We start from the raw sequence: 21,531 nt of genomic DNA, 5'->3' as shown, positions 1-21,531 counted from the left end.
CGCCTCGCCCTCCATCCGCGGCCGACGCGATCGACAAAGCAGCTAACGATCGCTCACTTGAACCTTGACCGGCGAGTAACCAGGCCACTACCTTTCAATCCGCTTCGAACACACGCTTCATATCGGCGGTCCGCGGTGGGATTTTCCCTGCAGGAAGCCGGTGAGCCGCCTCGTCTGTACAGAACCCCCCACCGTGCAGTCTCACCCTTGATTCGGAGAACGATGAACTCCGTTGTGCGTTCCGAAGAAATGATTATCGGCATCACTCCGTTAGGTGAGCCCGATGCCGGGCTCACCCTGGCGGTCTGCCGGGCCGGCGGTCTCGGCGTGCTCGACCTCGGGTCAGGCGACCGGCGAGCCCGCGAGGCCCTCGCCCACTTGCGGCGCACGGCTTCGGGCAGATTCGGCGTCCGGGTCGACGCGCGTTGCGCACTCACCCCGGCCGACCTGGCTCCGGACGGTCCGCACACCGTGGTCCTCGCGGTCGCGGCGGCGGCCGGGGGAGCAGGCGCGGCCTGGACGATCGCCGGGCTTGCGGCGCGCTTTCGCGTGCTCGTCGAGGTCACCGGCCTGGAGGAGGCTCGGGACGCGTTACGCGCCGGGGCACACGGCCTGATCGCCCGCGGCACCGAGTGCGGCGGACGGATCGGCGAGCTGAGCACCTTCGTCCTGCTCCAGCGGCTCCTCGCCGCGCCCGAGGTGACCCGGCCCGTGTGGGCGTGCGGTGGCATCGGCCCGCGCACCGCCGCCGCCGCGGTGGCGGGCGGAGCGGCCGGTGTCGTCCTCGACGGCCAGCTCGCGCTGCTCGCCGAGTCGGCGCTGCCCGAACCGGTCGCCGCCGTGCTGCGCACCGTCGACGGTTCGGAAACCGTCGTCCGGGCCGGTCACCGTGTCCTGCTCCGGCGGGGCCCGGACACCCCGAGCCTTGCGGAGGCGGCCGGGCCGCAGGAGGTGGCGGCGCTTCTGGGCGGGCGGGATCCGCGGACCCAGCTGCTCCCGGTGGGCCAGGACGGCTTCCTCGCCACCCTGTTCGCCGAGCGGTGGGGCGATGTGCGCCGAACGGTGCGCGCGTTGCGGGAAGCGGCGCTGGGCGCCGTCCGCGACGACACGGCCGCACGGGCGCTGCGGCCCGGATCGCCGATGAGCCGGGCGCTCGGCACCCGGCTCCCCGTCGCGCAGGGACCGATGACCAGGGTGAGCGACGGACCCGCTTTCGCCGCCGCGGTGGCGGCGGACGGAGCACTGCCCTTCCTGGCCCTGGCGCTGGCGGACGGCGCGCGGACGCGGACGATGCTGACCGAGGCACAAGACGCCGTGGACGGCCGTCCCTGGGGCGTGGGGGTCCTCGGCTTCGCGCCGGAGGACGTGCGTACGGCCCAGATCGAGGCCGTACGGGACGTGCGGCCGACTCACGCGATCATCGCCGGTGGGCGGCCGTCCCAGGCGCAGGCCCTGGAGCGGGACGGCATCCGGACGTTTCTGCACGTGCCCTCGCCGGGGCTGTTGCGGCAGTTCCTCCGGGCCGGGACGCGCCGGTTCGTGTTCGAGGGCTCGGAGTGCGGCGGGCATGTGGGACCGCGCGGCAGTTTCGCGCTCTGGGAGGCCCAACTGGCCGTCCTGGAGGATTTCCTGGAGAGCCACGAGGCCGAGGACCTGGAGGTGTTCCTCGCGGGCGGAGTGCACGACGAGCGGTCGGCGGCGATGGTCGCCGCTCTGGCCGCGCCGCTGACCGCGCGCGGCGCGGCCGTCGGTGTGCTGATGGGCACGGCGTATCTGTTCACCGAGGAGGCCGTATCCCGCGGGGCGGTCCGGCCGCTCTTCCAGCAGCAGGTCCTGGAGGCCGAGCGCACCACGCTGCTGGAGTCGGCGCCGGGGCACGCGACGCGGTGCGTGCCGAGCCCCTTCACCGTCGGCTACCGCGACCAGGAGGCCCGGCTGCGCGCCGAGGGCGTGCCTGACCGGCGGATCTGGGAGGAACTGGAGAGGCTGAACGTCGGCCGGCTGCGCGTCGCCAGCAAGGGCGTCGACCGCTCCGCCGACGGCTGTCTGACCCCGGTCGACGAGCGGCGCCAGCTCGCCGAGGGGATGTTCATGGCCGGCGAGGTGGCCGTGCTGCGCTCGGCGACCACGACCGTCGCGGCACTGCACGAGTCGGTGACCACCGGCGCCGTCGAGCATCTCACCCGGCGGGCGACGCGGTCGGCCCCGACGAGCGAGGTGCCGGAGCCCGTCGCGCCCGCCCCGCTCGACGTCGCCGTCGTCGGCATGGCGTGCATGTTCCCACAGGCGCCCGACCTGCCGGCTTTCTGGGCGAACGTGGTCGCCGGAGTCGACGCGGTGAGCGAGGTCCCGCCCGAGCGCTGGGACCCGGCCGTCCACCATGGTGAGTCCACCCCTTCCAAGTGGGGCGGCTTCCTGCCCCGCATCCCCTTCGACCCGCTGCGCTACGGCATCCCGCCGACCTCTCTCGGCAGCACCGAACCGGTGCAGCTGCTATCCCTGGAGGCCGCCCGGCGCGCTCTTGAGGACGCCGGATACGGCTACGGGGGACGGGAGTTCGACCGCTCCCGCACGTCGGTGGTGTTCGGCGCCGAGTCGGGCAGCGACCTGTCGAACGCGGCCACGCTGCGGGCGGTGACGCCCTCGTACTTCGGCCGTGTCCCCGCGGGTCTGGACGACCAGCTCCCGAGACTCACCGAGGACTCCTTCCCCGGCATGCTCGCCAACGTCATCTCGGGCAGGATCGCCAACCGGCTCGATCTCGGCGGTGCCAACTACACCGTCGACGCCGCCTGCGCCTCGTCGCTGGCCGCGGTGGACGTCGCCTGCAAGGAGCTGGCCGGCGGCACCTCCGACGTGGTGTTGTGCGGTGGTGCCGACCTCCACAACGGCATCAACGACTACGTCCTGTTCTCCTCCGTGCACGCCCTGTCTCCCACCGGCCGTTCACGGGCCTTCGACGACTCGGCGGACGGCATCGCGCTCGGCGAGGGCATCGCCTGCGTCGTCCTCAAGCGCCTCGCGGACGCCGAGCGGGACGGCGACCGGATCTACGGCGTCATCAAGGGCCTGGGCTCCTCCAGCGGCGGCCGCTCACTCGGTCTCACCGCCCCCGGGCCCGAGGGCCAGCGCTCGGCGCTGGAACGCGCCTACCGCAACGCCGCCGTCTCACCGGCCGACGTCGGTCTGATCGAGGCGCACGGCACCGGGACCGTCGTCGGCGACCGCACCGAACTGCGCGTTCTCAGCGAGGTGTTCACCGAGGCCGGGGCAGAACCTGGCGGCTGCGCGCTCGGTTCGGTGAAGTCGCAGATCGGCCACACCAAGTGCGCCGCCGGTCTCGCCGGCATGATCAAAACGCTGCTGGCCCTGTACACCGGTGTCCGGCCACCCACCCTGCACGTCGAGACTCCCAACCAGGCCTGGCGGGCGGACACCAGCCCCTTCGCCTTCCACGCCGAGGCCAGGCCATGGGCGGCGCCCGCGGAGGAGCGGATCGCCGGAGTGAGCGCGTTCGGCTTCGGCGGGACCAACTTCCACGTGGTGCTGGCCGCCCACGCCGGTGGCGTACCGCCCGTGCGGGCCCTGGACGCCTGGCCGGCCGAACTGTTCGTGTTCCGCGGACGCGACGAGGCCGCGACCCGCCGGGCGATGGAGGAGCTCCTCACGACCGCTCGGCACCGCGACCGGCCGTGGCGACTTCGGGACCTTGCGCTGAGCGCGGCCCGGCGGTCGGACGCGAGCGGGGACCCGGCCCGGGTCGCCATCGTGGCGACGGACGTGGACGACCTCGTCGAGAAGTTGCGGCAGGTCCTGGCCGACCCCGACGGGCACGCTCCGGCACCCGGCGTCCACCGGGCCGGAACCGGCGACCGGGACGGCGCCAAGGTGGCGTTCCTCTTCCCCGGCCAGGGCAGCCAGCGCACCGGCATGCTCGCCGACCTGTTCGTCGCTCTTCCCGAGCTGCGCCCCTATCTGGAACTCGCCCGCGCCCACGCCGACACCCTGTATCCGCCCGCCGCCTTCGACGACACCGCGCGCGAGAGGCAACGGGCGGCACTGACCGACACCCGCGTGGCACAGCCCGCCCTCGGCGTCACCGGACTCGCCGCGCACGCCGTGCTCACCGCGGCCGGTGTGCAGCCGGACATGGCCGCCGGGCACAGCTACGGCGAGCTGGTGGCACTGTGCGCGGCCGGCGCACTGACCCCCGAGACGCTGCTGGAGCTGAGCACGGAGCGAGCGGCGGCGATCCTTCGAGCCGCGCGGTCCGCCCGGGGCGACGGGGACGACGGGGGCGATCCCGGGACCATGGCCGCGGTCTCGGCCGGCGCCGAGGACGTGGCACAGGCGCTCCGGGCGGTGTCCGCGCCGGACGGTGTCGTCGTCGCCAACCGCAACTCGCCCGGCCAGACGGTGATCTCGGGACCGACGGACGCCGTCGACGAGGCCGTCCGGCTGCTGCGCGAGGCCGGTCACGGTGTCAAGCGCATCCCCGTCGCCTGCGCGTTCCACAGCCCACTGGTCGCAGCCGCCTCCGACCGGTTCGCCAAGGCGCTCGCGGCCCGGCCGGTGCACGCGCCCGAATATCCGGTGTGGTCCAACCGCACGGCCACCCCGTACAGCACCGACAGTGACGCGGTGCGGGCCGAACTCGCCGCCCAGATCAGTGCCCCGGTCGCCTTCGTCGAGCAGATCGAGGCGATGTACGAAGCCGGGGCACGCGTCTTCGTCGAAGCGGGCCCCGGCTCGGTTCTGACCCGGCTGGTCGGGCAGATCCTCGGCGATCGCCCGCATCGCACGGTGGCCTGCGAACCCCGGCCGGGCAGCGGCCTGCGCGGCTGGCTCGACGCCCTGGCCGAACTCGCCGTCGCGGGGTCGCCGGTGCACGTCAGGTGGCTGCTGCGCGGCCGGGACGCGGTGGACGCGGCACGCACCCCGACACCGAAGAACCCCGGATGGACGGTCGACGGACAACTGGTCCGCACCGCCGACGGCGCCCTCCTCCCCGGTGCGCTCGCACCGGCCCGACGAGTCACGGAGACCCTGGAGACGACTGTGACGACGCATTCCCCGCACAGTGCCCCATCCGACCAGGACGCGCTCATCTCCGAGTTCCTGCGTACCAGCAGGGAGATGATCGCCGCCCAGCGGGACGTGCTGCTCACCTACCTCGGATCCGCCCCGGGCGCGCAGGCCGTCCCGTCCCCGGCGGCCCCGCAGGTCATCCAGGCCGTGCCGCAACTTCCCTCGGCACAGCCGCCGATGCAGGACCCGCAACGGGGCACGCCGGTCACCGCCGCGGAGCCGCCGGCCGTGGAACCCACCGGAGCGGCCGACGTCCAGCGGGTCGTTCTGGAGATCATCAGCGAGCGCACCGGCTACCCCGTCGACATGATCGAGCCCGACCTCGACCTGGAGGCGGACCTCAGCATCGACTCCATCAAGCGGGCGGAGATCGCGGGCGAACTGGCGCGGCGGCTGGGTGCCGGGGCCGGCTCCGGCCTCGCCGCGCTGGACGACGACGCGCTGGAGGAGCTGGCGAAGGCACGGACGACCACCGCGGTGACCGACTGGCTGACCGCGCGGACGGGCGGCCCGGCCGAACGGCCCGCCGTCCCGGCGGCGGAGCCCGGACCGGACGAGGTCACCGCCGAACCCCCCGGACGGTACCTCCTGCGCCCGGTTCTCCTCGACGAACCGGCCGACGCCGACAGCGACCCGTCGTCCGTTCTCGCGGGCACCCGCTGGATCCTGCTCGGCGACGCCCCCGAGGTCGCCGCCCGCCTGGCCTCCCATGGCGCCGAGGTCGGCACACGGGCCCGGGACCACGTCCTGACGGAGACCGACGGCCCGGTGGACGGCGTGCTGTGGCTGGGGGCCCTCGCGGGCACCGACGACACGCCCTTGCTGCCCGCCTCGTTCCCCGTGCTGAAGGCCGCCCTGGCACGCGCCCCGCGATGGCTGCTGGCCGTCCGGCCCGTCGACGGTGAGGCCCCAGGGCCCCGGACCGCGGGACTGCGAGGTCTGTTCCGGACCGTGGTGCACGAGTATCCGCGGACGGTGGCCCGGATCGTCGAGGTCGCCGACGCCTCGCCGTCCGCGCTCGCGCACGCCGTGATCGCCGAGGCCGTCGCGCCGGACCGGACGCCGGTCGTGCTGCGGACGGCGGCGGGCCGACACGGCTTCGAGCTGGTGGCGGCGCCGCTCGGCGTGCTCGGCAGCACGGGCGCCGGACCGGCCGGAGCGGGCACCTCGGAGGCCGCGGCGCTCGGCCTGGACCAGGACTCGGTGGTGCTGCTGACCGGAGGAGCGCGAGGCATCACCGCACAGTTCGCCGCCGTGCTCGCCGGCACCGCACGCTGCCGTCTGGAACTGCTCGGCCGCACCCCCGCCCCGGACGGCCCGGAGGCCGAGGACACCGCGTCCGCGCGCACCCCGGCCGAGCTGCGCGCCGCGCTCGCCGCCCGCGGCGCACTGAAGCCGGCCGAGATCAACCGCGCGGCCGAGCTGTTGCTCGCCCAGCGGGAGATCACGGCCACCCTGGCCGAGATCACCGCGTGCGGCGGACGGCCCCGCTACCGATCGGTCGACTTCCGCGAACCGGACGCGGTACTGCAGGCGGTGCAGGAGATCCACGCCGAGCACGGCAGGCTCGACGGCGTGGTGCACGCGGCCGGTGTGATCGAGGACCGGCTCATCGCCGAGAAGAGCACGGACTCCTTCCGACGCGTCTACGCCACGAAGGCGACCGGTGCCGACGCCCTGCTCACCGCGCTGGAGGAACTGCCCGCACCGCCCGCGTTCACCGTGCTCTTCGGCTCGATATCGGCAGTCCTGGGCAATCGCGGCCAGGTGGACTACGCGGCAGCCAACGACGCGCTGGAGACCCTCGGAGCGGCGTTCGCCGCCCGCACCGGACGGCGCGCGGTGACGGTGCACTGGGGCCCCTGGGCGCCCTCGGCCGGTCACACCGGCATGATCGGGGCCGAACTGGCCCGGGAGTACGCCCGGCGCGGCATCCGGCTGATCGATCCCGAGGAGGGCACCGCGGCGCTGCTGCGGGAGCTCGCCTGGGGCGAGGAGTCCGCCACCGCCGTCGTCCACACCGCCTCGGGCTGGTGACGGTCGTGGCGGCGCCGCCCCGGCACGGTCTCGGCAGCCAGGTCACGGCCGCGCGCCAAGTCCCGGTGGCCATCGTCGGGATGGCGGTACTGCTGCCGGGCGCCGCGGACCTGGACGCCTACTGGCGCAACCTTCGCGACGGCGTGGACGCGATCGGCGCGGTACCGGAGGGGCGTTGGGACACCGAGTACTACCACCCGGGAACCGCCTCCGACCCGGCCGTCGCGCACCAGGTCTACGCCCGCCGGGGCGGGTTCGTGGACGGGCTCGCGCAGGTGGAGGTCACCCGGTTCGGGATCATGCCGAACTCGGTGGCCGGTACCGAACCCGACCAGCTCATCGCCCTGCACGTGGCCTCGGCCGCCCTCGACGACGCCGGCGGCACGGATCGCCTTCCCGACCGGGGGCGGGTCGGCGTCGTCCTGGGCAGGGGCGGCTATCTCACGCCCGGCCTGGTCCGGCTCGACCAGCGAGTCCGTACGGCCGGTCAACTGGTCCGCACACTGGGGGAGCTGCTCCCCGATCTGACGGGGGACCAGCTCGGAAGGGTGCGGCAGGCGTTCACCGAGCGTCTCGGTCCGGACAGCCCCGAGTCCGCGATCGGCCTGGTGCCCAACCTCGCCGCGTCCCGGGTCGCCAACCGGCTCGATCTGCGCGGACCCGCCTACACGGTGGACGCCGCCTGCGCCTCCTCACTTGTCGCGGTGGACCAGGCCGTGGGCGAACTCGCCTCCGGACGGTGCGACGTGATGCTCGCCGGAGGCGTCCACCACTGCCACGACATCACACTGTGGAGTGTCTTCTCCCAGCTGCGCGCACTCTCCCCGAGCCAGCGCATCCGGCCCTTCCACCGGGACGCCGACGGCATCCTGATCGGTGAGGGGACGGGTGTCGTCGTCCTCAAGCGGCTGGCCGACGCCGAGCGGGCCGGAGACCGGATCTACGCCGTGATCCGGGGCACCGGTGTGGCGAGCGACGGACGGGCGGCCGGTCTCATGAACCCCGAGCCCGGCGGCCAGGCGCAGGCGGTGCGGCACGCGTGGCGAGCGGCCGGACTCGACCCCGCCGAGCCGGGCTCGATCGGCCTGCTGGAGGCGCACGGCACCGCGACCCCGGCAGGCGACAGCGCCGAACTCGCCACCCTCGCCGAGGTGTTCGGCCCCGGGGACGGCGACGCGGTACTGGGATCGGTCAAGTCGATGATCGGGCACGCCATGCCGGCCGCCGGGGTCGCCGGTCTGGTCAAGGCGGCGCTCGCCGTCCACCACCGCACTCTCCTGCCGACATTGCATTGCGAAGACCCGCACCCCGCCCTGGCCCGCACCCGGTTCCGCACCCTGGAGAAGGCCACCGACTGGGAGACCACCGCGCACGGACCCGTTCGCCGGGCCGCGGTCAACGCGTTCGGCTTCGGCGGGATCAACGCGCACGTGGTACTGGATGAGGCGCCGGGCGTCCGCGGGTCCCGCGCGAGCGTGCCGGCCCGCCCGGTCCTGGGGGTCGCCGAGCCCGAGCAGGTCCTGCTGCTCGCGGCCGACTCCCCGGAGCGCCTCGCGGCCCTGCTGGACGCCGACGACGACACCGTACGGGCCGCCGGCCTCGCCCCCGGCCACCCGCACCCGGAGGCGGGCCCCGCCCGTCTCGGCATCGTCGCCCCGACCGCCAAACGGCTCGCCCTGGCCCGCCGCGCGGTCGCCCGGCAGCGGGGCTGGCACGGACGCGGTGACGTCTGGTTCCGGCCGAGCCCCCTCCTGGGCGCCGGCCGCGGCGGACCGGCATTCCTGTTCCCGGGACTGGAGGGCGAGTTCCACCCGCAGGTCGACGACGTGGCCGCCCATTTCGGTCTGCGTGCTCCCGCGGTCGACGCGAACCGGACTGGTGATGTGGGCCGCCACGGTTTCGGCGTGGTCGCCGTCGGCCGCCTCCTGGACACGGCGCTGCGCCGCAGCGGGATCGTGCCGGGCGCGGTCGCCGGACACAGCGTCGGCGAGTGGACGGCCATGGCGGCGGCGGGACTGTATTCCGGGGACGACGTCGACGCGTTCATGGCCGCCTTCGACCCCGCCTCGGTGACGGTCCCCGGACTCGCCTTCGGCGCGATCGGCGCCTCCGCCGAGCACGTTCTGGCGGCCCTGCGCGACGAGGGCGGCAGCCGGGCGGGCCTGGTCCTCTCCCACGACAACGCCCCCGGCCAGTCGATGGTGTGCGGCCCGCAGGCAGCGGTGGAGGACTTCGTACGGGCACGTCGCGCCCAGGGCGTCCTCAGCCAGGTCCTGCCGTTCCGCTCGGGCTTCCACACCCCGATGCTGCGCCCCCATCTCGGGCCGTTCGAGGAGGCCGCCCGCCGGTTCCGGCTGCATCCACCGCACACCCCGCTCTGGTCGGGCACGACCGCCGCGCCGTTCCCGGAGGACGAGGCGGGGATCCGGGCTCTCTTCGTGCGGCATCTGCTGGAACCCGTGCGCTTCCGGCAGCTGACCGAGGCTCTGAACGCGGCAGGTCACCAGGTGTTCGTCCAGGTCGGACCCGGTCAGCTCGGTTCCCTCGTGAGCGACACCCTGAGCGGTCGCGACCACCTGGTGGTCGCCGCCAACTCGCCCCACCGCAGCGGCCTCGCCCAGTTGCGCCGGGTGGCCACCGCGTTGTGGACGGCGGGTTCGACGGCGACGCCCTCCTCACGACCCGTCGAGGCGGCGGCCACGGACCAACGGCCACCGCTGCGACTGGACCTGAGCGGTGCCCTGGTGTCCCTCTCGCCCCAGCGTCTTTCCGAGCTGCGGGCCGGGCTGCGGGCGCCCGCGCGTGCACGGGTCCCGGCCGGCTCGTCACCGCTGGACTCCCTCGCCGGGAGCTCCCCGGTGGCCGCCGAACTGAGCGCCCTGCTGAGCGAGACCGCGGACACGGCAGCCGCCCTCATGTCCGCGAGGACGAGAACGAGGACGCCTGTGCCGGCCCCACCGGTCGGACCGCGGGGCACGACCGTCCACGTCTCGCCCGAGACCATGCCCTACCTTCTGGACCACTGCTTCTTCCCTCAGCGGCCCGGCTGGCCCGAAGTCGCCGACCGGTGGCCGGTCGTCCCGGCCACGACGATCGTGCAGCACATCGTGGACGCCGCGCGGGAGACGGCCCCCGGCGGGCTGCCGGTCGCCGTGCACGGCGCGCGGTTCGACGAGTGGCTCACCGCCACCCCGGCCGTCGACGTGCCGGTGACCGTGGCGCCGAAGGGCCCGGGCCTTCTCGCCGTCTCCTTCGGCCCGCGGGCCCGCGCCACCGTGGAGCTCGCCGCCGCGTACCCCACCCCGCCCCCCGCTCCCTGGGCCACCGATGCCGGAGCCGAGCGCGTCCCCGACCACACCGCTGCCCAGCTCTACGCGGAGCGCTGGATGTTCCACGGCCCGGCGTTCCAGGGAGTGAGCGAACTCACCGCGATCGGCGACCAGCACGTGCGCGGACGTCTCACCACCCCATCCGCGCCCGGCGCGCTGCTGGACAACGTCGGCCAGATCCTCGGCTACTGGATCATGGCGACCCGTTCCGAGCGCACCGTCGTGTTCCCGGTCGGGATGCGGGAGATGCGGTTCTACGGGCCGCATCCGGTGCCGGGCACAGAGGTGGAATGCCTGGTGCGCGTCACCTCGCTCACCGACGCCCTGCTGGAGGCCGACGTACAGCTGACGGCCGGGGGCACCGTGTGGGCGGAGCTGTACGGCTGGCAGGACCGCCGCTTCGACAACGACCCGCGGACCCGGCCCGTCGAGCGTTTCCCGGAGCGCAACACCCTGTCCGAGCCGCGGCCCGGCGGCTGGCGGCTGCTGCACGAGAGGTGGCCGGACCTGGCGTCCCGGGAGCTGATCATGCGCAACTCCCTGGGCGGCGCGGAGCGCGCGGAGTACGCGCGGCACGCGCCGCGCGGGCGTCGGCAGTGGCTGCTGGGACGCATCGCGGCCAAGGACTCGGTGCGGCAGTGGCTGTGGGACCACGGCGAGGGCCCCGTCTTCCCGGCGGAACTGCGGGTGCACAACGACGAGACGGGCCGTCCGTACGTCACCGGAGTGCACGGGCGGGTCCTGCCCCCGTTGGACGTCTCGCTGGCCCACTGCGCGGAGGCGGCCGTCGCGATCGTCCGACCGCACCGGACCGGCCCCGGCCCCGGCATCGACATCGAGGAGGTCACCGATCGCACCCCGCAGGCCATCGCCTCCGTCCTCGGCGGGGACGAGCTGCGGCTGCTGCACCGCCTGTCGGCCGACACCGGCGAGAGCGAGGCCCTGTGGTTCACCCGTTTCTGGGCGGCCAAGGAGTCCGTCGCGAAGGCGGAGGGCACCGGATTCGGCGGCCGGCCGCGGGACTTCACCGTCCTCGACGCGACACCGGCCGGCGACCGGCTGGCCGTCGCGGGCCGCCTGGAACGCGCCTACACCGTGCACTGCGTGCCGGCCACCAACCCGCCCCGGCTCCCGGCGCGCGCGTACGCGGTGGCATGGACGACGGGAAATCCGACCGCTAAGGAGTACGACGCCCGATGACAGCACCCACCCCCCGTATCCCCGTCACCGCCGACGAGGAGTCCGTCCTCGCCGACCTCACCGGCATGCTGGCGCGGCTCCTGGAGGACGAGTACGGCCTCGACGACGTCGAGATCGGCATGAGGACGACCTTCAACCGTGACCTGGAGCTGGAGAGCATCGACCTCGTCACCCTGGCCGCGCTGCTTCAGGAGCGGTACGGGGACCGGGTCAACTTCGCGGAGTTCCTGGCAGGTATGGAGTTCGACGAGATCATCGAGCTGACCGTCGGACGGCTGGTCGAGTACGTCGTGACCGGTCTGAAGACCGGGGAGGCGAGCTGAGCCGTGGTGATGGTCGACACCGGCGCCGTCCGGTTGCACGTACAGCGGATCGGTCCCCGCGACGGCCGGCCGGCCGTCGCCACCGCAGTACTGGTGCACGGTCTGCTCACCGACAGCCTGGCCAGCTACTACTTCACCGTCGCACCCGCGTTCGCGGCCGCCGGTCTCGATGTCGTCATGTACGACCTGCGCGGCCACGGGCGCAGTGAACGCCCTGCCGACGGCTACACCGTCGAGCACAACATCGACGACCTGGAGGCGCTGCTCGACCGGCTGGCGGTGACCGGTCCGGTGCATCTGGTCGGCAACTCCTTCGGTGGCACGATCGCGTTCGGCTTCGCGGCCCGGCACCCCGGAAGGGCGGCGAGCGTCAGCCTCATCGAGTCCGAACCGGCCACCGCCGCCTGGGCGGAGAAGCTGGGGGGCATCCTGAACCGCGTCGTGACCCAGCTCGCCCACAACGAGCCGGACGCGATCGCCTGGATCAGCACCCACCGCGGGCACAACACCGCGCGCCTGGCCAAGGGAGCGGCCCGACTGGCGCGTGAGACCACCCTCGGCCGGGACATCCCGGTCAGCAGCGTCCTGACGGAAAGTCAGATCATGGCGGTGCGCTGTCCGGTGCTCGGCCTGTACGGCGGCGACTCCGATCTCGCCGAGCTCGCGCCCTGGCTGGCGTCAGCGCTTCCGGACTGCCGGACCGTGGTGATCCCGGGGCACGAACACTCGGTCCTGGTGGAGGCCTCGGGGACGGTCGGCGGGCACATCCTGGCGCTCGTCGAGGAGGCCGGCCGCACCGCCGGGCCGGTGGCGGCGGAGGTGGCCGGGTGAGCCGCTTCCTCTTCGTCGTCCCGCCCCTGGTCGGGCACATCAACCCGACGGTCGGTGTCGCCGCCGAGCTCGTCGCGTCAGGGCATGCCGTGGCGTGGGTGTGTCCCGATCCGGCGCTGGTCGGCCGACTCGCGGGCCCCGGGGCCGGGCCCGTCATGGCGTGCGCCGGGGCGCCCCGCGGCGAGCGGCCGGCGGAGCTGCGCGGTCCGGAGGCACTGAAGTTCCTGTGGGAGTACTATCTGCTGCCGCTGGCCGAGGCGATGGCCCCGGGTGTCCGGGCCGCTGTCGAGACGTTCCGGCCGGACGTCGTCGTCGCCGACCAGCAGGCATTCGCGGGCGCTCTGGTCGCGGAGCGGCTGGGCCTGCCGTGGGCGACCTCGGCGACCACGTCGGCCGAGTTCACCGACCCCCTCGCCGGACTTCCCAAGGTCGGCCAGTGGCTGAGGCAACGGCTGGGCGCGCTCCGGGAGGCCGTCGGAGATCCGGCGGGCACGGCCGACCCCCGCTTCTCGCCGCATCTCGTCCTCGCCTTCAGCGCACCAGAGTTGGCGGGTCCAGCACACGACGGGGTCTGCTGGGTCGGCCCGTCGGTCACGGCGCGTCCGTCCGCCTCCGCCTTCCCGTGGGAATGGCTCGACGCCGGTCGCACCACCGTCCTGGTCACACTGGGCACGGCGAACGCCGATGTCGGCGGCAGGTTCCTCGACGTGTGCCGGAGCGCACTGCGGGAGCGGGCCGACCGGGTACAGGGGGTCATCGTCGATCCCGGCGGCGTGCTCGCGGCGCGGGACGGCGACAAGGATGTGCTGATCGTGCCGTCCGTTCCGCAACTCGCCCTTCTGGAAAGGGGCATGGGCGCGGTCGTCTGCCACGCCGGCCACAACAGTGTGTGCGAGGCGCTGTGGCACGGGGTTCCGCTCGTGGTGGCTCCCATCCGCGACGACCAGCCGGTGGTGGCCGGACAGGTGGTGGATGCCGGGGCAGGGGTGCGGGTGCGGTTCGGGCGCGTCACCGTCCGGAAGCTGGCCTCGGCGGTCGACTCCGTCCTGGACGACCCCGGATACCGCGCCGAGGCCCACCGGATCCGTACGGCGCTGCGTGCCGCGGGCGGGGCCCGTGCCGCCGCGCTCCGGCTCGTTGAGCTGGACGAGTCCTTCCGGAAGCCGACGGGCAGGAAGGGAGGACGCTCGTGAGCATCCCCGACGGCGAAGCCGGACACCCCGGCGACGCTTCATTGTCTCCATGATCGCGCTGTGCGTCGGGCGAGCGACGCCGTGGCCCGGGAAGGCTCCGCCCTGCCCCGTCCGAGCCGCCACGACCTCGACAGACCCTCTCGCACACCGCGAACCAGCCGGTACAACGCCATGACGTCCGGGAACGGCCAGGGAGTTCAGATGAGCGAAGACACCGAGTCCGCTGAGCGGATCGCCCGGCTGCGGCCCGCCTATCAGGCGGACATCGCCACCGGCTGGGAGAGCTTCTTCGAGCCGCGCCGCACCAACTGCCCATGGTGCGGTTCGCAGGAGCTGACCACCCGGCTGCGCACCACCGATCTGCTCCAGCACAAACCGGGCCGTTTCGTTCTTGACCGCTGCGAGGGCTGTGGCCACACCTTTCAGAACCCTCGGCTGAACGCGCGGGGACTGGACTTCTACTACCGGGACTTCTACGACGGGCTCGGCGAGAAGCAACTCGGTGACACCTTCGGCGGCCGTACCAAGATGTACCGGGGGCGGGCCGAGTCGATGCTGCCGTACGACTCGGCGCCGAAGAGGTGGCTGGACGTCGGGACCGGGCACGGTCACTTCTGTGCGGCTGCGCGGGCGGTGCTGCCCCACACCGCATTCGACGGACTCGACTTCACCGACGGGGTCGAACTGGCGGAGCGGGAGGGCCGGGTGGACCGTGGCCACCGAGGCAGCTTTCCCGACCTCGCGCCCGAACTGGGCAGCCACTACGACGTGGTGAGCATGTTCCACTACCTGGAACACAGCACCGAGCCCGACCGCGAACTGCGCGCCGCGTGGGAGACGGTACGGCCCGGCGGGCATCTCCTCATCGAGGTGCCGGACCCCGAGAGCCGCTACGCGAAGCTGCTCGGCCGTTGGTGGCTGCCCTGGCTCCAGCCGCAGCACCTGCACTTCGTCCCGGTGGCCAATCTGCGGGACCGGCTCACGGAGATGGGCTTCACGGTGGTCGCCGAGCAGCATGCCGAGCCGCACGACCCGGTCGACCTGCTGGCCGCCGTCTGGCTGGTGCTGAACCACGTCGCACCGCGCGACGACGCGCCGTGGCTGCCCCAGCCACCGGGCCGGCTGCGCCGCACGCTGCGCGGGGCACTGCTGGTCGCCGGTATCCCGGCGCTGGTGGTGGGCACCCTGCTCGACCGGTTCGCAATACGGCCGCTGTCGTACCGGCTTCGGGTGTCGAACGCGTACCGGATCGTGGCCCGGCGCAACTGACGGCCGGGACGAGGGCCGTCCCGGCCCCGGCTGCTCGGCCCGGTGCCCCGAACCGACGTGTTCCAGGCTTCGCCGCCATTCCGACCCCACTGTCCTGACGGCAGGGTGGGCGCGCCTGCACAACGACGAGGCTCCTGGCGGACGGGCTCTCGACCACGATCACGCGTGTCCACCAGGAGCTTCGTTCAGAGCCGGGCGACCCCCGTCTATAGGTCCAGTGCCAGGTCACGGGTCCGCGTGTGGTCCGGATCTCGGTCGTGGGCAGGCCAGGGCTGGGGCGCGGCTCTCGCGCGGAAGCCGGCACTGAGCTGAGGGGCTGCCGCCGAGCCGTGTGGTGTCCGTCAGCATGCGCAGGTGAGGGAGCCGATCGGAGCGCTCAACGGGTCCGCCTCGCGCTGCTCGGTACCGGTGCACCGCCACCCCGTGCTCCGCCGGGTGGCCTGCGCCCCGGTGCGGATGCGCATCGGGCACGCCATGCACGACGGGCGGACACGCACGACCACAGAACTCTGCGCCCTGCTGTCCGATGTCTCGAAGGCCACCGTCTACCGGCACGTCGGCCTCTTGGCCGACGGCGGACTGCTGGCCGTGGAGGGCGAACAGCGGGTGCGCGGCTCCGTCGAGCGCCGCTACCAGCTGCATCGGGACCGGGCGGTGATCGACGCCGGAACGGCCGCGTCGCTGTCGCCGGAGGACTACCGGCGGGGCTTCGCCGTGGCCATGGCCACCTCGCTGGCCGAGTCCAACGCCTACCTCGACCGGGACGGAGCCGACCCGGTCGCCGACTCGGTGGGTTTCCGCCAGCACGCGCTCTGGCTTAGCCGGGACGAACTCACCGGGATGATCGGCGAGATGCGCGAGGTGATCACGGCCCGCATGAGTCACGGACCCTCATCGGAACGCACCCGCCACCTGCTCAGCCCAATCCTGTTCCCCGCCGAGACACAGCTCCCGCGCAACGACTGACTGACCGCCAAGACAAGGCTCCGGACTCTCGGCTCTGCCACAGCCCCTCGTCGAAGCCTGGAGCAAGTGACGAGGCGAGCATGCGGGGGATTCTCGAAATCCTCATCAGGGAATGGTCCGGGGTCGGAATAACCACCTCCCGCCAGTAGTACAAGGTCCTCGGTCCGGCTGCTGCCCCGATCCCGAGGGCTGCGGCCGCCATCTCATCCGCAGTCACCGCGACAAGAACGTCACCGACGCCGACGGCCCGTACGGCTCGGCCGGCCAGTGCTGTGACCGGGATGGTTCACCGTGATCGGACGGCGGCTCGCGGGACGAGCGGACGCGAAACGGCTGGTATTACTGGGGCATGCAAGAAGAGATTGCACGCTCCGCGATTGACACGTTCATCTCCGCGTTCAACGCCTCGGACGACAGCTATGTGACCGCCCTGCTCTCCCAGGCCCTGACCTCGGACGTGGTCTTCTGGGGGCCGTTGGGCCGCAGCGAAGGAATCGCGGCGGTCGAGCGGTTCGTGCTGGACATCCGGCGCCACCCGGCGGGGACCGGCACGATGGTCCGCTGCTCGGCGGTGGACATGCCAGACGAGTGGGCCCGGTACCAGTGGGTCTTCACCACGCCTGACGGAGGTCCCCGCCTGGCGGGAACGGACATCGTCCATCTGCGGCGGAGCCTCATCGACCAGGTCATCGTCTTCGCGGGGGAGATCGAACCGTCCGCCTCCTGAGCCGTCCTTCCGTCGCGGTCCTTCTCCTGGACTTGCCCCCTTCGGCGCTTGGGGGCCGCGGTTCGCGGTGGGTCAGGCCGCGGTGTCGAGGGGGCGTCCGCCCCAGCGGATGCCCTTCTCGCTGCGGGTACGGGCGAGTTCCTTGCGTTGGGCGGCGAGTACGTCGGGGTGGCGGGCGTTGGCGGTGCCCCTGCGACGTCGGCCGACGCCCCACAGGCGGTCGTCGCCCACGGAGTAGCAGCCGTGGGAGCAGGTGACGCCGTGGGTGCGGAAGTAGGCCCCCGGCAGCCGGTTTGGCTTGGCCCGTTTCGCCCGGCACGAGCCTGCGGTGGCCGGATCCCCAGGGGCCGAACTCGTCGAAGGCGAAGCCCCGGTCCGGGAAGCGGTCCAGCACCTGCTCGATCCGGTCGGGTTCGGCGTCGCGATCGGGGTCGGGTGACTCCCTCGGCGGACGGTTCATGAGTGTATGAGTGATGGAGTGCGACACGCTCCCACAGGTCATCAGGAACGAGTCGTCAGCCATGTGTCGAGATGTCGGTGCCGTCGGAGTGAAGCGAGTGATGTGTCGCCGTCCGGTCTCAGTCGGTTCGCCCTGCTCGCTCGACCGGGACGCGTGAGGGCTGACGCCCCCGTCGACGGTCTCCGCAGCGCTTCAGCACCGCGATGCTGACGGGGACGGTGAGGACCATCAGCGCACACTCCGATCGATTGCGGTGGTGACCTTTTGTGGCGGGTTGCCTGGAGCGCAACGATGCCTCCAGGCAACCCGACTTCAGGCTCTAGAAGAAGCCAAGTTTCTGAGGGCTGTAAGAACAGAGAAGGTTCTTCGTCTGCTGATAGTGCTCCAGCATCATCTTGTGGTTCTCCCGGCCGATCCCCGACTGCTTGTAGCCGCCGAAGGCGGCGTGGGCCGGGTACGCGTGGTAGCAGTTCGTCCAGACCCGGCCCGCCTGAATGGCACGGCCGGCCCGGTACGCGGTGTTGATGTCACGGGTCCACACGCCCGCGCCGAGGCCGTACAGGGTGTCGTTCGCCGTCTTGATGGCGTCGTCGAAGTCCGAGAAGGACGTGACCGCGACGACCGGGCCGAAGATCTCCTCCTGGAAGACCCGCATCCGGTTGTCGCCCTCGAACACGGTCGGCTGCACGTAGTAGCCGCCCGCGAGTTCCCCGTCGTACTCGATGCGCTGACCGCCCGTGAGGATCTTCGCGCCCTCCTGGCGACCGATGTCCAGGTACGAAAGGATCTTCTGCAACTGGTCGTTGGACGCCTGGGCACCGATCATCGTGTTCGTGTCCAGCGGGTGCCCCGCGACGATCTTCTCGGTGCGGGCGATGCCCGCCTCCAGGAACTCGCCGTAGTGCCCGTGCTGGATCAGCGCACGCGACGGGCAGGTACAGACCTCGCCCTGGTTGAGGGCGAACATGGTGAAGCCCTCAAGAGCCTTGTCGCGGAAGTCGTCGTCCGCGTTCCACACGTCGTCGAAGAAGATGTTCGGCGACTTGCCGCCCAGCTCCAGCGTCACCGGTTTGATGTTCTCGGAGGCGTACTGCATGATCAGCCGTCCTGTCGTCGTCTCACCGGTGAAGGCGATCTTCGCGACGCGCGGGCTGGACGCGAGGGGTTTGCCGGCCTCCGCGCCGAAGCCGTTGACGATGTTGACGACGCCGGGCGGCAGCAGATCCGCGACAAGCTTCAGCCATACGTGGACGGAGGCCGGGGTCTGTTCGGCCGGCTTGAGGACCACCGCGTTGCCCGCGGCGAGGGCGGGGGCCAGCTTCCAGGTGGCCATCAGAATGGGGAAGTTCCACGGGATGATCTGCGCCACCACCCCCAGCGGCTCGTGGAAGTGGTAGGCGACGGTGTCGTCGTCGATCTCGGCGAGAGTCCCCTCCTGTGCGCGCAGCGCACCCGCGAAGTAGCGGAAGTGGTCGATGGCCAGCGGGATGTCGGCGGCCAGGGTCTCGCGTACCGGCTTGCCGTTGTCCCAGGTCTCGGCGACCGCCAGCTCCTCCAGATGCGCTTCCATCCGGTCGGCGACGCGGTTGAGGACCGAGGCGCGTTCCGCCGCCGGAGTGGCGCCCCAGGCGGGCGCCGCGCCGTGTGCCGCGTCCAGCGCCCGCTCGACGTCCTCCGCGGTGCCGCGGGCGATCTCGGTGAACGGACGGCCGTCGACGGGGCTGGGGTTCTCGAAGTACTGGCCCCGGGCCGGCGGCACGTACGCACCCCCGATCCAGTGGTCGTAGCGGGATTCGTACGAGACGATGGCGCCCTCGGTGCCCGGCGCGGCGTAACGGGTCATCTCTCTGGCCTCCGGATCCGGTGCCGCCCGCCGTTGGACGGCTCTCGGTGCGAGGGTAGAGGCAGGGACGTTGCGATTCCGTTGCATCGGCGCGTCGCTACCCCTGTTCGGCCTCCAGCGCGCCGATCGCGGCGAGTACCGCCGCGCGCCGGTCCACGGGTACCGCCGACGCGAGCGCGCGCCAGACCGGCAGGTCGTTCTCGCCCCAGGAACTGTGGACCCAGTCGGCCAGCAGCGCCGGGTCACCGCGTGCGATCAACGCGGCCCGCACCTGCTCGTCGAGCCGACGTCGCAGCCGGACCACGGACGGAGCCCGCGAGCCGGGCAGCAGCGGACCCGTATACGCGTCGAACGCCGACGCCACCGCCCCGGATTCCAGCCTGCGCAGGACCGTGTCGAAGTCGGCGTCGACCGGAACCGCGATCCGGTAGGGGCGGGAGCGGAGGAGATCCGGTCCGAGGAGCCGGCGCAGCCGGGAGAGTTCGGCGCGCAGCGTCACCGGGGCCACCGACTCGTCCTCGTGGAGTTCGACGAGGAGTTCGTCGCCCCCGAGGCCCTCCGGGTGCCGTGCCAGCGTCACCAGGAGCTCGCTGTGCCGTCTGCTGAGCCGGACCCTGCGGCCTGCCGCGACGAGCAGGGCCTCGTCCCGGCCGAGCGCGGTGAGCCGGAGCGTCCCGTCGGCGGGGGACGGCGCCAGCAGCGCGAGCTGCGATTCGGCGGCGCGAGCCACGGCCTGCACGAACGCCAGACTGTGCGGATGCGCGAGCCGGTCCCCGCCGGTGACATCCACCGCGCCCAGCACCCGTCCCGTGCACGGGTCGTGCAGCGGCGCCGCCGCGCACGTCCACGGCTGGACCGGGCGCAGGAAGTGTTCGGCGGCGAAGACCTGGACCGGCCGGTTCACCGCGATGGCCGTGCCCGGCGCGTTCGTCCCGGCCACCGACTCCGCCCACCGGGCGCCCTCCACGAAGTTCATCCGGCTCGCCGCCCGCCGGGCCGTCGCGTGACCCTCGACCCACAGCAGCCTGCCGTGGGCGTCGCACACCGCGAGCAGATGTTCCCCGTCCGTCGCGTACGCGCACATCAGCTCGCGGATCAACGGCATGGCGGGGGCCAGTGGATGTCCTTCGCGGTACGGTCCCAGGTCCTCGGAGCCCAGCTCGATCGGGGCGGTGCCGTCAGGACTGACCCGGGCCCGGGCCGAGCGGCGCCACGACGCGCCGACCACCGGGCGCACCGACGTCTCCAGCCGCCCGGCCGTGATGAACACCTCGTGCGCGTCCCGCAGCCGGCGGTACTGCCGGCCCGGGTCCGTACCGGCTGCCAGGGCCACCCAGGGGTCCGTCAACTCGCCCTCCCGTCCAGGCACATCGTGCACACCCATCGTGGCCGCAGGCGGTGTCCGCGACAAGCGGGGTGCGCGGTGGCCGGACGGGAGCCCCCGCTGCGCCGGCCTCAGGCGGCCGAGTACAGATTGACGAGCCGGATGTAGCGCACCCAGTCCCAGTTCGGGCCCGGATCGGTGTGGTCCGTGCCCGGGACCTGCGCGTGCGCGAGGATGTGCGCCCGGTCCTTGGGGATGCCGTGACGGTCGCAGACCGAGGCGGTCAGCAGCGCCGACTTCTCGTACATGGCGTCGGTGAAGTATGAGGGCTGGTCCACCCAGCCTTCGTGCTCGATTCCGACGCTGCGCGTGTTGTAGTCCCAATTGCCCGCGTGCCAGGCGATGTTCTGCTCACGGACACACTGGGCGACATAACCGTCCCCGGAGCGCACCACGTAGTGCGCGGAGACCTGTTTGGCCGGGTTCCGGAAGATCCCGAGCGTGCTGGAGAACGTCTCCTGGGTCACATGGATGATCACGTACTGGATGGGATATGCCGAAGGGCGGTTCGACGCCGTGTAGTTGGACGTGGAGGCGGGTGCCCAGTGGGCGAGTGGATAGTCCGTGTCGCCCGCTGTCGGGGTGGCCGCCGCACGGGCCGAGGCCGGGAGCAGCGCCGCGGCCGCTGTGGCCGCGGCGCCCTGAAGAATCCTTCTGCGGTGCATGAACACTCCTGTTACGTGTGGGTGGTGTCGCACACCTGGGCCAACGGTGCCTCATCGGTCCGGCCGAGCAGCCGATGGGCAGGGAACTCCGACAGACCGTAGTCCGGCGTCGGCCACCGCACCAGGCCCAACCACCGGATACGGAAGGCCATTTCGGGGAACGGGCGGAGTGCGGGGGCGACATCGGACGGGTCTCGCACGGCGAGTGCCTCGGCC

Annotated in this window: 11 protein-coding genes and 1 pseudogene; 8 read left to right on the top strand and 4 right to left on the bottom strand. The window is 72.6% G+C overall.

What is annotated here, in order from left to right; translation table 11 throughout:
- Positions 1-222: 222 nt before the first annotated feature.
- From ACF1CT_RS31510 to ACF1CT_RS31475, 8 genes are all read left to right on the top strand, one after another.
- Positions 223-7,125: an SDR family oxidoreductase gene (locus tag ACF1CT_RS31510; protein WP_391787399.1), complete on the top strand. Its 6,903-nt coding sequence runs from the start codon at positions 223-225 to the stop codon at positions 7,123-7,125.
- 80 nt (positions 7,126-7,205) lie between these two features.
- Positions 7,206-11,654: a beta-ketoacyl synthase N-terminal-like domain-containing protein gene (locus tag ACF1CT_RS31505; RefSeq protein ID WP_391787434.1), complete on the top strand. Its 4,449-nt coding sequence runs from the start codon at positions 7,206-7,208 to the stop codon at positions 11,652-11,654.
- Complete coding sequence (locus ACF1CT_RS31500) at positions 11,651-11,977, top strand: acyl carrier protein (protein ID WP_391787398.1); 327 nt, start codon at positions 11,651-11,653, stop codon at positions 11,975-11,977. The genes ACF1CT_RS31505 and ACF1CT_RS31500 overlap by 4 nt, the downstream gene beginning before the upstream one ends.
- Positions 11,978-11,986: 9 nt before the next feature.
- A complete protein-coding gene (locus ACF1CT_RS31495) occupies positions 11,987-12,808 on the top strand; it encodes an alpha/beta fold hydrolase (RefSeq protein ID WP_391787433.1) in 822 nt (273 codons plus the stop codon).
- Entirely contained in the window at positions 12,805-14,001 is a 1,197-nt protein-coding gene (locus ACF1CT_RS31490; RefSeq protein WP_391787397.1) for a glycosyltransferase, read from the top strand. The genes ACF1CT_RS31495 and ACF1CT_RS31490 overlap by 4 nt, the downstream gene beginning before the upstream one ends.
- A gap of 201 nt (positions 14,002-14,202) precedes the next feature.
- Positions 14,203-15,270 (top strand): class I SAM-dependent methyltransferase, encoded by a 1,068-nt coding sequence (locus ACF1CT_RS31485; protein ID WP_391787396.1) that lies wholly within the window; start codon positions 14,203-14,205, stop codon positions 15,268-15,270.
- Between the two features lie 456 nt (positions 15,271-15,726).
- Positions 15,727-16,236, top strand: a complete 510-nt coding sequence (locus ACF1CT_RS31480; protein ID WP_391787432.1) for a helix-turn-helix domain-containing protein — start codon at positions 15,727-15,729, stop codon at positions 16,234-16,236.
- 349 nt (positions 16,237-16,585) lie between these two features.
- A complete protein-coding gene (locus ACF1CT_RS31475) occupies positions 16,586-16,963 on the top strand; it encodes a nuclear transport factor 2 family protein (RefSeq protein ID WP_391787395.1) in 378 nt (125 codons plus the stop codon).
- A gap of 72 nt (positions 16,964-17,035) precedes the next feature.
- On the opposite strand, the pseudogene ACF1CT_RS31470 reads toward ACF1CT_RS31475, so the two are convergent.
- The 4 genes and pseudogenes from ACF1CT_RS31470 to ACF1CT_RS31455 form a co-directional block, all read right to left on the bottom strand.
- Positions 17,036-17,408: pseudogene (locus tag ACF1CT_RS31470) on the bottom strand (hypothetical protein); the annotation flags it as partial.
- A 334-nt stretch (positions 17,409-17,742) separates the two neighbouring features.
- Positions 17,743-19,266 carry an aldehyde dehydrogenase family protein gene (locus ACF1CT_RS31465; protein ID WP_391787394.1) on the bottom strand — a complete coding sequence of 508 codons (1,524 nt, stop codon included), beginning with the start codon at positions 19,264-19,266 and terminating at the stop codon, positions 17,743-17,745.
- A gap of 97 nt (positions 19,267-19,363) precedes the next feature.
- The gene (locus ACF1CT_RS31460; RefSeq protein WP_391787393.1) at positions 19,364-20,614 is read right to left on the bottom strand and encodes a GAF domain-containing protein; all 1,251 of its coding nucleotides are present in this window, start codon (positions 20,612-20,614) and stop codon (positions 19,364-19,366) included.
- Between the two features lie 107 nt (positions 20,615-20,721).
- Positions 20,722-21,315, bottom strand: coding sequence for an N-acetylmuramoyl-L-alanine amidase (locus ACF1CT_RS31455; protein ID WP_391787392.1), 594 nt, complete (start codon positions 21,313-21,315; stop codon positions 20,722-20,724).
- Positions 21,316-21,531 lie beyond the last annotated feature (216 nt).

This window comes from Streptomyces sp. NPDC014734, assembly GCF_043083325.1.
Taxonomy (GTDB): domain Bacteria; phylum Actinomycetota; class Actinomycetes; order Streptomycetales; family Streptomycetaceae; genus Streptomyces.
Note: the sequence above shows the minus strand (reverse complement) of the source record. Positions and strands in the feature narration are given on the sequence as shown.